Source organism: Acetivibrio saccincola (assembly GCF_002844395.1).
Classification (GTDB): Bacteria; Bacillota; Clostridia; order Acetivibrionales; family Acetivibrionaceae; genus Herbivorax; species Herbivorax saccincola.
Window position 1 is genome coordinate 1,435,658 of the sequence record NZ_CP025197.1, and the last position, 14,181, is coordinate 1,449,838.

Below are 14,181 nucleotides of genomic sequence, written 5' to 3' on the forward strand. Positions count from 1 at the left end.
GTATTTTATGAGATTATTAATGGTTATACTGGCATTTAACTTCATTATATTAATTCACGAATTAGGTCATTTTATAGTTGCAAAATTAGCAGGTATAAAAGTTGATGAATTTTCCTTGTTTATCGGTCCTAAAATTTTTAGTTTTAAAAGAGGTGAAACTACCTATTCACTGAGGACTTTTCCTTTACTTGCATATGTAAAAATGGAAGGGGAAGGAGAAGAGTCTGATGATGAAAGGGCTTTTTGCAAAAAACCGGTTTGGGTAAGAGCTGCGGTTATTGCTGCAGGACCTTTGGCAAATATTATTTCAGCATTTATTATAATTGCCGTTTTGTACGGTATATCAGGCTATGGAACAACCATTGTAAGTGATGTTGCAGAAGACTCACCGGCATATGAGGCAGGTATCAGGCCGGGGGATAAAATTATAAGCTATGACGGCAAAAAGGTTTTCCAATATATTGAGTTTTTAAATTTTCTATATGTTTCAAAGGGCAAACCTACTAAGATTGAAATAGAAAGAGAAGTTGTGGTGGATGGTAAAAAGGAAAGGGAGAGAAAAGTACTTCCGGTAATTCCTGAAATAATTCCCGGTGAGCAGTATATAATAGGATTTACAATACAAGATGAGGGAAATTCCAACGTTGTAGGGAAACTTTCCGAGGACGGTCCCGGAATTGAAGCAGGGCTTTTAGTAGGTGACAAGATAGTAAAACTAAATGATAAAGAGGTTAGTAATATTGACGAAATCAGAAGTTTCATGCGTGAAAATAAGGAAAATCCTATAAGGGTAACAGTTGAGAGAGAAGGATACAGTGAGCCTTTTGAGATAAACATTACTCCTAAAAAAATAGTCGGGGAAGACAATTATTATGTTGGAGTAGCTTTTGCAATGGAAAAAGGAGAAAACTTTTTTGATGTGATAAAACATGCGGGTATTTTTACATTTTCTAATGCACGTATGGTTCCTATTTCCCTTGGATGGCTTATTACAGGCAAGGTTTCCTTTGCTAATATGGCAGGTCCTGTGGGAATTGGTTCTGTAATGAATGAGGCGGTTCAGGATGTACCCATAGGTTCAGCAATACTAAGGCTTTTAGAGCTTACCGCTTTAATTAGTGTTGCCATAGGAGCTACCAACTTAGTTCCGTTTCCGGCCCTTGACGGCAGTAAACTTGTGGTACTGGGAATTGAGGCAGTAAGGAAAAAGCCTATTCCGGTGGAAAAAGAAGCATTGGTTATGACTATAGGGTTTTTTATTCTCATTGGTCTTGCAATACTTATAACAACAAATGATATTATTAATTTAGTAAGGGGTTAAGTAATGCTGTATGATGCATTTATAGAGAGGAAAAAAACCAGAAAAATAAAGGTGGGAAATGTCTGTATCGGAGGGGATGCCCCCATTACGGTGCAGTCCATGACCAATACAGATACCAGAGACGCATTATCTACAATAGAGCAGATAAAGAGGCTGGAAGAAGCAGGATGTGATATTGTAAGGGTTGCAGTTTTAGATTCTGAGGCTGCAAGGGCAATAGCTGCAATAAAAAAGGCCATAAAAATCCCACTTGTTGCAGATATACATTTTGATTACCGCCTTGCTATATCTGCTATGGAAAACGGAGCAGATAAAATCCGGTTAAACCCTGGAAATATCGGGGACAGGGAAAGAGTAAGAAAAGTTGTTAAAGTGGCAAAAGAGAGGGGAATACCCATTAGGATAGGGGTAAATTCCGGTTCTTTGGAAAAGGAAATAATAAAAAAATATGGCGGTGCAACTCCGGAGGCCATGGTGGAAAGTGCTTTAAACCATGTAAGAATACTGGAAGAAGAGGATTTTTTTGATATAGCAATATCTTTAAAGGCATCAAGTGTGCCAATGACAATAGCTGCATACAGGCTGATGTCTCAAAAATCAGACTACCCTCTGCATTTAGGGGTTACTGAGGCAGGGACGGTAAAGGGGGGGACAATTAAGTCCTCCGTTGGCATTGGCTGTCTTTTGGCAGAAGGAATTGGCGACACCATAAGGGTATCTTTGACAGGGGAACCTGAAGAGGAAGTAAAGGTTGGGAATTCAATACTAAAGGCACTGGGGCTTAAAAAGGGCGGTATTGATATTATATCATGCCCTACCTGTGGAAGGTGCAGGATAAACCTTATTGATATTGCAAATAAAGTTGAAGAAAGACTTTCTTTTGACGATAAAAGTATTACCGGTAAAGATATTAAAGTTGCAATAATGGGGTGTGGGGTTAACGGTCCGGGAGAAGCAAAAGATGCAGATATAGGAATTGCCGGGGGGAAAAATGAAGCTCTGCTGTTTAAAAAGGGCAAAATAATAAGAAAAATCCCCCAAGAGGAAGTTGTGGAAGAGCTAATTGAAGAAATAAGGAAACTAAGGAGTTGTTGAAGGTGAAGGTAAGCGCTGTTATACCTGCCTACAATGAAGAAGCCACTATTGGAAATGTTATTGGCATTTTAAATAATATTCCCACTATTTCAGAGGTAATTGTTGTAAGTGACGGTTCTACTGATAATACCCCTGCTATTGCAAAAAATATGAGGGCAAAGGTTATAGAGTATAGTGAAAATAGAGGAAAAGGGGCGGCAATAAAAGCTGCCATTGAGGTTTGTGAGGGGGATGTTATCCTCTTTCTAGATGCTGATCTTATAGGGCTTAAAGAGGAGCATGTTTATAAATTGCTGATGCCGGTTATATATGATAAAGCAGATATGACTGTCGGTGTATTTACAAATGGCAGGTTTTCCACAAATTTTTCCCACAAAGTTTCACCTAAATTGTCAGGCCAGAGGGCTGTAAAAAAGTTTGTTTTGGATACCATGAAGGATGCTGACCTGGCAGGGTATGGAATTGAAGTACTGCTGAATAACCATGCAAAAGAAATGAAAATAAGGGTGGAGAAAATAGAGCTTTATGGAATGACCCATGTTATGAAGGAGGAAAAGTTTGGGGTGTTCCGTGGGTTTTTTCACCGTATGAAAATGTACTGGCAAATACTAAAAGGCTTAAGACTTGCCAAAAGATAAATATTTTATTAAAAAAATTCTTGACAAATTTTTATTTATCTGATATCATAAATAACGCAACAAGAAAGAAGAAGTTATTCGCTTCTCACCTTACGAACAAGCATGCTTCTGTAAGGTTAATATAAACAAAGGTTTATTATTTTGTGATGAAGCGAATCTTTTTATTGATTCGTTTTTTTAATTTTATGAATAATATAAAATTAGGAAAAAAACCCGGAGGTGTTTTCTATTAACAAAAACGAAATAATGGTTAATGAAATGGTAAGGGACAAAGAAGTGAGGCTTATTGATGTTGATGGCAAGATGATAGGAATTATGTCTTCAAAGGAAGCGCAGAAAATAGCAAATTCCAAAAACTTAGATCTTGTTAAAATAGCTCCTAAGGCTAATCCGCCTGTGTGCAAAGTAATGGATTATGGAAAGTATATGTTTGAACAGGCTAAGAGGGAAAAGGAAGCTAAAAAAAATCAAAAAGTTATTAGTGTAAAAGAAGTGAGGTTATCTGCTTCAATTGAAGACCATGATTTTGAAGTTAAGGTCAAAAATGCAATAAGGTTTCTACGCAGCGGAGACAAAGTAAAGGTAACTATAAAATTTAGAGGAAGGGAAATGAACTACACCTCGCTGGGTGAAAAAGTCTTGGAAAGATTTGCTAAAGCTGTTGAGGATTATGGTACTGTAGAAAGAAAGCCTAAATTAGAAGGCAGGAATATGCTAATGATACTAAATCCTAAGCAGTAGTATAAGCAGTAATATATAGATAAAAGGAGGAAAGAGGAATATGCCTAAGATTAAAACCCACAGCTCTTCAAAGAAGAGATTTAAATTGACTGGTACAGGCAAGGTTAAGAGAAATAAAGCCTATAAGAGTCATATATTAACTAAGAAGACTTCTAAGAGAAAAAGAAATTTAAGAAAATCAGCAGTTGCATCCGATGCAGATGCGGCGGTAATTAAGAGACTGATTCCATACAAATAAAGGAGGTATGCTGCTATGGCAAGGGTAAAAAATTCAGTTGCTACCCGTGCAAGACGCAAAAGAACGTTAAAACTGGCAAAGGGATATTTTGGTGCTAAAAGCAAGAACTTTAGAGTGGCAAACCAAGCAGTAATGAAGTCCCTTGTTTATGCATATAGAGACAGAAAGGCCCGCAAGAGAAATTTCAGACAGCTGTGGATTACAAGAATAAATGCAGCGGCAAGGATGAACGGGCTTAGCTACAGCAAATTTATGAACGGCCTTAAAAAGGCAGGGATAAACTTAAATAGAAAGATGCTGGCTGAAATGGCTGTTAACGACTCAAATTCTTTTGCGCAGTTGGTTGAAAAAGTTAAAGAAGCTGCAGAGTAAAAGCTAAAAATTACAAAGATATAGATAAAAGAGAGCTCAAAAGCAGCTCTTTTTTATTTTGGAGGTGTTTTGGTGAAATATATAAGCAGCAATAAAAATGCTTTCATTAAAGAAGTAAAATCTTTGAAAAATAGAAAATACAGGGAAGCTAAAAACATGTATTTTATTGAAGGTATCCGGTTTGTACAGGAGGCTTTAAAGGAAAACATAAAACCTTATAAGATATTTATTTCTGAAAAACTTGAAGGTGTAAAGGGTGGTAAGGAGATACTTAAAACCATTAATGAAAAAAAGCTGGATTATTTTGTTTTGCCCCACAAGCTCTTTAAAGAGATTTCAGATACAGACAACCCCCAGGGAATACTGGCTCAAATTGAGATGAAAAAGTATTCTTTAGAGGAGATGGTTAATGAAAATAATTTTTTAGTGGTTTTAGACGCTATCCAAGACCCCGGCAACATGGGTACAATAATAAGGACAGCTGATGCTGCGGGGGCAACGGGGGTGGTTTTGTCTGAAGGGTGTGTGGATGTCTATAACCCGAAGGTTTTAAGGTCTACAATGGGATCTGTTTTTCATGTACCCATTTATAATAGCAAAGATATTTTAAAAGATTTGAAGTATTTTAAGGAGAAAAAAATAATGATTTGTGCATCCCATTTAGAAGGAGAGACAGCATACTTTAATTTAGAGAATGTGGATAATGTTGCAATTGTCATTGGAAATGAGGCAAGGGGTATAAGGGATGATATTAAAGATATTTCAGATGTTTTAGTTAAAATACCTATGAAGGGAAGAGCTGAGTCTCTTAACGCATCAATTGCGGCAGGTCTTTTAATATTTGAAATTATGAGAAAAAGAATTTAATTTTAAATTTATATGTTTTGAAATTGTCTATTTAGCACATACTATTCTAGAGGTTTAACGTTTAGAATCAGAACTTCTAGAAAGGAGTATGTTCTAGTGGAATTATATTTAAATAGAATAATTGTTCTTTCATTTTTAGCGGTGATTTTACTGTGGATTTTGTTTAAGAAAAATATAAACAGAGAGTTAATTCAAATAAAAAATGTGGAACTTACATGTGATGAACTTGAAGAACATGCTAAAGAAATTGCCTATGACCATAATATTCTTAGGAAACCTGATATTTTCAACTGGCCTGTTCCTAGAATGAATGAAAACTATAAATATATTGTATCTGTTTATAAGGCACTTAATGAAGACGTGCAAAAGGGAATTGCTACAACTCCTGCAGCTGAATGGTTGCTTGATAATTTTTATATAATAGAAGAACAAGTTAAAAGTGTCAGAAAAGATTTGAGTAAGGACCTGTATTTACGCCTTCCTGCAATCAGCTATGGTCCATTAAAAGGATATGCAAGAGCATATGCAATAGCTTTGGATCTTATATCTCACACAGATGGCAGGATTGATGAGGATGTTCTAATTAACTACATAAATGCATATCAGACCAATAATATTTTGACAGGTAGGGAAATTTGGGCTCTTCCTGTTATGATTAAAATTGCCATTGTGGAAAAGATAAAATATTTGTGCGAAAAAATAATGGAGTCCCAGATTCAAAGGAGAAAAGTTGAAGAAATTTTTGAGGGCTTTAAAAAAAGCAAAGGGGATGTATCTGAACTTATAAATAATATAAATTCATATTTAAAGGGAAAAAGCTATATTGATTCAACATTTGTGGAGCATCTTTCATACAAACTCAGGAAGATGGGTAAAAATTATGCCCATGTCTTACGCTATGTAGATGAACTGCTTTCAAAAAACGGGACAAGTGTGGATGAAATTTCCCATAAAGAACATAGAGAGCAGACTCAGAGAAAAGGTTCCATTGGAAATTGTATTATAAGCTTAAAATTTATATCTACAACTGACTGGGTGGAAATATTTGAAACCTTAAGTAAAGTGGAGGGAATATTGAGGGAGGACCCTTGCGGTACTTATCCTTTAATGGATCTTCCTTCTAGAAATTATTACAGAAAAAAACTTGAAGAGATGTCAATGCTCTTTAATGTTTCAGAGATACATGTTGCCAAAAAGGCTATTGAGCTTGCAAAAGAAGGGTATGAGAATTCCCAGCCGGAAAATGCCCACAAAGGTCATGTGGGATACTACATTATAGACAATGGTGTAAAGGAACTGGAAAAGGAATTAGGTTATGAAAAGGCTTTTTTTGGGAAAGTTATAGACTTTTTAAAAAGCCACCCTACCTCTGTGTATATTGGCGGAATAGCTGTCCTCACTATAATGGTCCTTGGGTTTATTACAGAGTATGTAGTAAACAGAACACAGGATGAAACTTCAACTGTCTTTGCTATTGTAGCTTTGCTGGCTGTTTTTATTCCTGTATCAGATATAGCGGTAAATACAGTAAACTGGCTATTGAGCCATGTGGTAAAGCCTTCCTTTTTGCCTAAACTGGAACTAAAGGAGGGTATACCTGAGGAGCTTAGTACCATGGTGGTGATACCCGCCCTCCTTCCTGATGAAAAAAGAGCCGTTGAGCTTATTAAAAATTTAGAAGTTTATTATTTAGCAAATAAAGAGAAAAACCTTTATTTTGCTCTTGTTGGAGACTATAAAGATTCCGAAAAAGAAAATATGCCCAATGATAAAAAAATAGTTGATGCAGCTTTGGCTGAAGTTGCCCGGCTGAATAAAAAATACAGCGGTGGAAAAGAAGATATTTTTTACTTTTTTCACAGGCACAGGCAGTACAATGACAGGCAAAACAAGTGGATTGGCTGGGAGAGAAAAAGAGGGGCTCTTGTTGAATTTAACAGTATGATTTTAGGTTCAAAGGAAACAAGTTTTTCTATTATGTCAAAGGATGTGGATAAGCTTCCTAAAATAAAATACATTATTACCCTTGATGCGGATACAATACTTCCCCTAGGCACTGCCAAGCGCCTAATCGGCACCATGAGCCATACTTTAAACAGACCTGTTATAGATAAGGAAAAAGGCATTGTTGTGGATGGCTATGCCCTTTTGCAGCCTAGGATAGGTTTTGATATAGAAAGTGTGAATAAATCACTTTTTTCAAGGATTTTTGCAGGAGAAGAGGGAATTGACCCTTATGCAAGTGCAATATCTGATGTTTATCAGGATTTATTTAAAGAAGGGATTTTTACAGGCAAGGGTATATATGATTTAGAAGTATTTCAAAGTATTTTGAAGGATGCTATTCCTGAAAATACAGTTTTAAGCCATGACCTTTTGGAAGGCTCTTATGTAAGGGCAGGGCTTGTTACAGATTTAGAGCTTATTGACGGGTATCCGGGTAAATACAGTTCTTATGCCATGAGACTGCACAGATGGGTAAGAGGTGACTGGCAGCTTATTCCATGGATTGGCAGGTATGTAAAAAACCAAAAAGGGGAAAAAGTGAAAAATCCTCTTTCTGTGGTGGCTAGATGGAAAATATTAGATAATCTTAGAAGAAGCCTTGTGGCTCCTTTTACCATGCTGTTGATTGCATTGGCATTTAGCGTCCTGCCGGGAAGTCTTTGGTTTTGGCTTGGTATTGTAATTATAAATATCTTCTTTCCTTTAATAACAGGAGGGTTAGACTATGCTGTTTCAAAACCCATTAGTGCACTGAAGTCCAAAAGTTATACCCCTGCAATTTGCGGCTTAAAGGCATGCTTTTTGCAGCAGGTGCTTCAATTTGTATTTTTGCCTTACCAGGCATATCTTATGGTGAATGCTATATCCATAACCATAGTGAGGGTGTTTTTTACAAAAAGAAATATGTTGGAATGGGTAACAGCATTAGATGCAGAAAAAACCATAAAGGACTCAATAGGAAGCTATTTTATAAGAATGAGGTATGCCATACTTCAGGCAGCGTTAGTACTTCTTTTGACAATATGGCTAAAGCCCGGCTATATAGCTGTAGCTGCAGTTCTTTCTGCTATCTGGGCAATATCCCCTTATATTGCATACAGGGTAAGTAAAGAGACGGTGCATAAAAAGGAATTTTTAACCAAAGAAGACAGGGCGGAGATTAGGAGAATTGCCAGAAAGACCTGGAGATATTTTGAGGAGTTTATGGACAAGAAGAACAATTATATCCCGCCGGACAACTATCAGGAAGATCCGGCAAATGGCATAGCCCACAGGACATCCCCTACAAATATAGGATTGGGGCTTTTATCAGCATTAGCTGCAAGGGATTTGGGCTATATAAATATAAGCAGGCTTTACAAAATGGTGGAGAGGGCAATTTCAACCGTTGAGAGGATGGAAAAATGGAACGGGCATCTGTATAACTGGTATGATACCAGGACTTTAAACATATTAAGACCTGCTTATGTATCCACTGTGGACAGCGGCAACTTTGTAGGGTATCTTATTACTCTTAAAGAAGGGCTTTTGGAGTACTTAAATAAACCTGTATTGGACAAAAGTTTAGTACATGGTTTAAAAGATACCATTTCCCTTATTGAAAAGGGAGATAACCAAACATGTACAGGTACAGAATATATTGACAAGTTTTTGGAAAGTGAAGAAGTTTTTGATATTGACCTTTTTAGAAACATTTTGGAGAAAGTAGCTTGTGACGAAGAAAATAAAAGCAAAAAATTTGATATATGGGAAATGAAAACAAATAGTATGGTGAATGAATTTAAAGAAGAAATAAAAAGGTTTTTCCCATGGACAGCTTTTATAAATGACATTACAAAAGAGCTTAAAGATGCCGGTGAAGAGGTAAAAGAGCTTTTTGACGGAATGATTAAAAGGCTTAAAAAACCAATTCCTTTAAAAGATTTATCAAAAGAGTACGGTGAGGCGGCAGCTATTATAGAAAAGATAGAAGAATTATTGAAAGTTAAAAAGAGTAAAGATGTAAGTTTTTTAATACTGGAAAAATTTAAAAAATCTCTTTTGCAGTCAATGGGGGAATTGGAAAATTTTATTAACAACTATACAGTTTTAATTGAGAGAATTAAGAAAATTTCAGACGATACAGAGTTTATACACTTATACGACAGGAAGAGACAGCTGTTTTCAATAGGGTATGATATGCAAGAAGGAAGCCTTACCAATTCATACTATGATTTGATAGCTTCAGAGGCAAGGCAGGCAAGTTTTATAGCCATAGCAAGGGGTGAAGTGGAAGAACAGCACTGGTTTAAGCTGGGAAGAACTCTTACGCAAATTGACAACTACAAAGGTATGGTGTCCTGGAGCGGGACTATGTTTGAATACCTTATGCCCCTTCTTATAATGAAAAGAAGTAAAAACACATTAATGGACGAGACATATTCCTTTGCCGTAAGAAGTCAGAAAAAATACGGCAAACAGAGGAATGTGCCCTGGGGTACTTCAGAGTCAGGGTTTTATGCATTTGATATAGATTTAAACTACCAGTACAAGGCATTCGGGGTGCCCTGGCTGGGGCTTAAGAGAGGTTTGGTGGAGGATATGGTGGTTGCACCTTATGCAACTATGCTGGCTATGCTGGTAGACCCGGTGGCTTCTATAAAGAATTTAAAAAGGCTTGATAAGGAAGGGGCAAACGGACCTTATGGTTTTTATGAAGCGCTGGACTATACCCCTGAAAGAGTTCCTATGGGTGAGAAAATGGGAATTGTAAAGAGCTACATGGCTCACCATCAGGGAATGAGTCTTTTGGCTTTAAATAACTGTTTAAATGACAATATAATGCAAGAACGCTTTCATTCAGACCCTGTGGTGGAAGCTGCCAAACTTCTGCTGCAGGAAAAAGTGCCAACAAACATTGTATTTACAAAGGAAAATAAAGAAAAGGTTATTCCATTTAAGGATATTGTATACACAGAGGAGGATTCACGCAGGGAGTACAAAGAGCCAAATTTTGTACTTCCAAGGGTTCATATTTTATCCAATGGCAGTTATTCTGTTATGGTAACAGACAGGGGCACAGGTTATAGCAGGTGGAAAAACCTTGATGTTACAAGGTGGAGAGAAGATGTGGTTTTAGACAGCTATGGCACAATATTTTATTTTAGAAATACAAAGACAAATGAATGCTGGTCATCCTGCTATGGTCTCTACGGCAAAAAACCAGATAACTACAAGGTATCCTTTATATCAGGTGAAGCCCGCTTTTTCAGGCAGGACGGGGATGTGGACACATTGGTACAGGTGGCGGTTTCCGCTTCAGATAATGCAGAAATCAGGAAAATAACCCTTACAAATCACAGCCAGGAAAGCTGTGTTGTGGAAATAACCAGTTATTTTGAAGTGGTTTTGGCTCACCATGCTTCAGATGTGGTTCATCCTGCTTTTAGCAACCTTTTTATCAGGACGGAGTTTGTTCCTGAATATAACAGCATCATTGCCAACAGAAGACCCAGAATGGAAGGGGATAAAACAGTGTGGCTTGCACATACACTGTGTGTAGAAGGGAAAACTGTGGGAATAGTCCAGTTTGATACTGACAGGCTGCAGTTTATAGGAAGGGGAAGGGATGTGTCAAACCCTGTGGCTCTTGACCCTAATAAGCCCCTGTCCAATTCGGTAGGTCCGGTTTTAGACCCTGTGGCAAGTTTGAGACAGATGGTTGAAATAGAGCCTGAAAGCTCAGTTAAAATTTCCTTTGTCACCCTGGTGGCCGACAGCAGAGAGGAAATTTTAGAAATGCTGGATAAATACTCAAAAGAGGGTGTTATAACTGAAGAATTTGACCTTGCCCATACAAGGAGCAGGGTAGAGGCCAGGTATTTAAATCTTAAAGCTAAGGAAATTGAATTTTACCAAGAATTAATGCCCCATATACTGTTTATAAGCCCGCAGCAAAAATTGAGACAAAAATGTATATTGGATAACAAAAAAGGACAGTCGGCGCTGTGGGCATACGGTATTTCAGGGGATATACCCATTGTCCTTGTTATACTTGATAAAACAGATGATATAGAGATTATTTATGATGTTTTAAAGGCACATGAGTACTGGAAATTTAAAAATATAAAAGTTGACCTGGTTATCATTAATGAGGAGGAAAACAGCTACAACAACCCGCTGCAGGGACTTTTATACGATGTTGTATCCAAAAGCCATGTCCATGATATGATAAACAAACCTGGCGGCGTGTTTATCCTGAAGGGAAGCAATATGGAAAAAGAAGATATTGACTTAATTTGTGCCACTGCCAGGGTGGTGCTGGATGGAAAATCAGGAGATTTGGCACAGCAGCTTATGAGGGAAGAGAAAAGAAGCCTGCCTCCATTAAGGGAGTTTAGCCCTGAGGTCAGGACATATGAAAGAAAAACATTTTTTGAGGATAAGGAACTGGGCTTTTACAATGGTATAGGCGGTTTTAGCAAAGACGGCAGGGAATATGTAATTAACCTTGAAAAAAATACAAATACCCCTTTACCATGGTCAAATATTATATCCAACAAAAAATTCGGATTTTTGGTAACAGAGTCGGGTTCAGGCTATACATGGTATAAAAACAGCCGTGAAAACAAACTTACCCCCTGGTCAAACGATCCGGTAAGCGATACTCCGGGAGAGATTTTGTATCTGTGTGATGAGGAGGACGGAAAGCACTGGTCAGCTACTCCTTTGCCAATACGAAATGATGAGCCTTATACTGTAAGGCACGGTTTTGGTTATACTGTGTTTGACCATGAGTTTCACGGAATTATGCACAATATGGTGCAGTTTGTTCCATTGGAAGACTCAGTGAAATTAAGCATTATGAAAATAAAAAATACATCCCAAATAAAAAGAAAAATAAACCTTGTGTACTATATAAGGCCTGTTATGGGGGTAAGCGACCAGTTTACCGCACCCCATATAAGTACAGATTTACACGATTCAGGTGCTGTATTAATAAAAAATAATTATAATGAAGAGTTTTTAGATACAATTGGTTTTATACATTCATCAATGAAAATTACTTCAGTAACAGGGGACAGAAGGGAGTTTTTTGGCACAGGAAATATAAGGGAACCTCAAGGAATAAAGCAGGTGGAGCTTTCAGGAAAGACCGGGGCAGGACTGGATCCTTGTGCTGCTTTAAGTGTACATTGTGAGTTGAACCCCGGTGAGGAAAAGGAAATTGTATTTTTGCTGGGTGCAGGAAGCTCTATGGAGGAAGTTGGAGGCATTATTGAAAAGTACAGGAAGATAGATGAAGCTAAAAAGGCTTTAAAGGAAGTAAAGGAGTTTTGGGAAGAAAGGCTTGGAAGAGTGCAGTTTTATACTCCTGATACTGCAATGGATTATTTGCTGAATGGATGGCTCATTTATCAGGTTATTTCATGTAGGATATGGAGTAGATCAGCATTTTACCAGTCAGGAGGGGCATACGGCTTTAGGGACCAGCTTCAGGACTCTATGGCAGTTGCCCATGTGTGGCCTGAGATTACAAGAAATCAAATTCTCATTCATTCAAGGCACCAGTTTTTAGAGGGAGATGTACAGCATTGGTGGCATGAGGAAAAATATAAAGGAACAAGGACCAGGTTTTCAGATGACCGGTTATGGCTGGTTTATGTTACTTTGGAGTATTTAAAAATTACAGGGGATTATGATATATTGCTTGAGAAGACCCCATATTTAGAGGATGAGCCGTTAAATGAATATGAAGATGAAGCCTACCGTATACCAAGGGTTTCTGATACATCCGGCACTTTATATGAACACTGCATAAGGGCAATAGAGATATCTTTGAAATTTGGGGAAAGAGGAATACCCCTTATGGGCTCAGGAGACTGGAACGACGGTATGAATACCGTAGGAAACAAAGGAAAAGGGGAAAGTATATGGCTGGGCTGGTTTTTGTGCTCTATATTAAATTCATTTGTGCCTGTCTGTGAGAAAATGGGGGAAAAGGAGAGGGCTAAAAAGTATGCTGTAACAGCAAAGGAAATTGCGAAGGCAATAGAGGAAAACGGATGGGATGGAAACTGGTACAGAAGGGCTTACTTTGATGATGGAAAGCCATTGGGGTCTGTAGGAAACAGCGAGTGCCAGATAGACTCTTTGGCACAGACCTGGGCCGTAATTTCAGGTGCCGGAGATAAAGAAAGAATTGAATCTGCTATGAATGCCGTTGAAAATTATTTAATTAAAAAAGACGAGGGCTTAATAAAGCTTTTGACACCTCCCTTTGACGAAGGGGAGCTTGAGCCTGGGTATATAAAAAGTTATGTTCCCGGAGTACGTGAAAACGGGGGGCAGTATACCCATGCTGCAGCCTGGGTGGTTATGGCATATGCTAAAATGGGTGACGGGGAAAAGGCAGTGGAGCTTTTTCAGATGCTAAACCCTATAAACCACTCTAGAACACATATTGAATACTCAAAGTATAAGGTGGAGCCCTATGTTATGGCTGCCGATGTATATTCAGTTGAGCCACACACCGGAAGAGGAGGATGGACATGGTATACCGGAGCTGCAGGATGGTTTTACAAAGTGGGGTTTGAACACATTCTCGGATTTAAAAAGAATGACAAAACCCTTGTAATTGACCCGTGTATACCTGAAAACTGGAGCGGGTTTGATATAAAATATAAATTCAAAGATACTTTATATATTATAGAGGTAAAAAACCCTGATAGGGTAAATAAAGGTGTTAAAAAAGTCCTTATAGATAAGAAAGAAGTAAAAGATAAAAAAATACTCCTTGTAGATGATAAAGGGAAACATTATGTTGAAGTAATTATGGGGTAAATTAAAAAAGCCTTGGACATTTTGTCCAATCAATTTTATAATGTAGTAGGTGCTTATATTATATTGCTTATATTATAATG

General features: G+C 37.6%; 8 protein-coding genes and 1 other annotated feature. All 8 genes read left to right on the top strand.

Annotated elements, in window-relative coordinates:
* Window positions 1-7: 7 nt before the first annotated feature.
* The 8 genes from rseP to HVS_RS06415 all read left to right on the top strand — a co-directional run bounded on the left by rseP (window position 8) and on the right by HVS_RS06415 (window position 14,101).
* A complete protein-coding gene (gene rseP, locus HVS_RS06380; protein WP_101300333.1) occupies window positions 8-1,321 on the top strand; it encodes an RIP metalloprotease RseP in 1,314 nt (437 codons plus the stop codon).
* A gap of 3 nt (window positions 1,322-1,324) precedes the next feature.
* Window positions 1,325-2,416, top strand: a complete 1,092-nt coding sequence (gene ispG / locus HVS_RS06385; RefSeq protein ID WP_101300336.1) for a flavodoxin-dependent (E)-4-hydroxy-3-methylbut-2-enyl-diphosphate synthase — start codon at window positions 1,325-1,327, stop codon at window positions 2,414-2,416.
* A gap of 2 nt (window positions 2,417-2,418) precedes the next feature.
* On the top strand, window positions 2,419-3,054 hold the full coding sequence (locus HVS_RS06390) for a glycosyltransferase family 2 protein (RefSeq protein WP_101300339.1): 636 nt from the start codon (window positions 2,419-2,421) through the stop codon (window positions 3,052-3,054).
* A gap of 59 nt (window positions 3,055-3,113) precedes the next feature.
* Window positions 3,114-3,241 (top strand) — a sequence feature (ribosomal protein L20 leader region).
* 59 nt (window positions 3,242-3,300) lie between these two features.
* Window positions 3,301-3,795 carry a translation initiation factor IF-3 gene (gene infC, locus HVS_RS06395; protein WP_235827767.1) on the top strand — a complete coding sequence of 165 codons (495 nt, stop codon included), beginning with the start codon at window positions 3,301-3,303 and terminating at the stop codon, window positions 3,793-3,795.
* Between the two features lie 40 nt (window positions 3,796-3,835).
* The gene (rpmI, locus tag HVS_RS06400) at window positions 3,836-4,033 is read left to right on the top strand and encodes a 50S ribosomal protein L35 (RefSeq protein ID WP_101300343.1); all 198 of its coding nucleotides are present in this window, start codon (window positions 3,836-3,838) and stop codon (window positions 4,031-4,033) included.
* 15 nt (window positions 4,034-4,048) lie between these two features.
* Complete coding sequence (gene rplT / locus HVS_RS06405; RefSeq protein ID WP_101300345.1) at window positions 4,049-4,405, top strand: 50S ribosomal protein L20; 357 nt, start codon at window positions 4,049-4,051, stop codon at window positions 4,403-4,405.
* 72 nt (window positions 4,406-4,477) lie between these two features.
* Window positions 4,478-5,272: a 23S rRNA (guanosine(2251)-2'-O)-methyltransferase RlmB gene (gene rlmB, locus HVS_RS06410; RefSeq protein ID WP_101300347.1), complete on the top strand. Its 795-nt coding sequence runs from the start codon at window positions 4,478-4,480 to the stop codon at window positions 5,270-5,272.
* A gap of 96 nt (window positions 5,273-5,368) precedes the next feature.
* Window positions 5,369-14,101, top strand: coding sequence for a glycoside hydrolase family 94 protein (locus tag HVS_RS06415; protein WP_101300349.1), 8,733 nt, complete (start codon window positions 5,369-5,371; stop codon window positions 14,099-14,101).
* Window positions 14,102-14,181 lie beyond the last annotated feature (80 nt).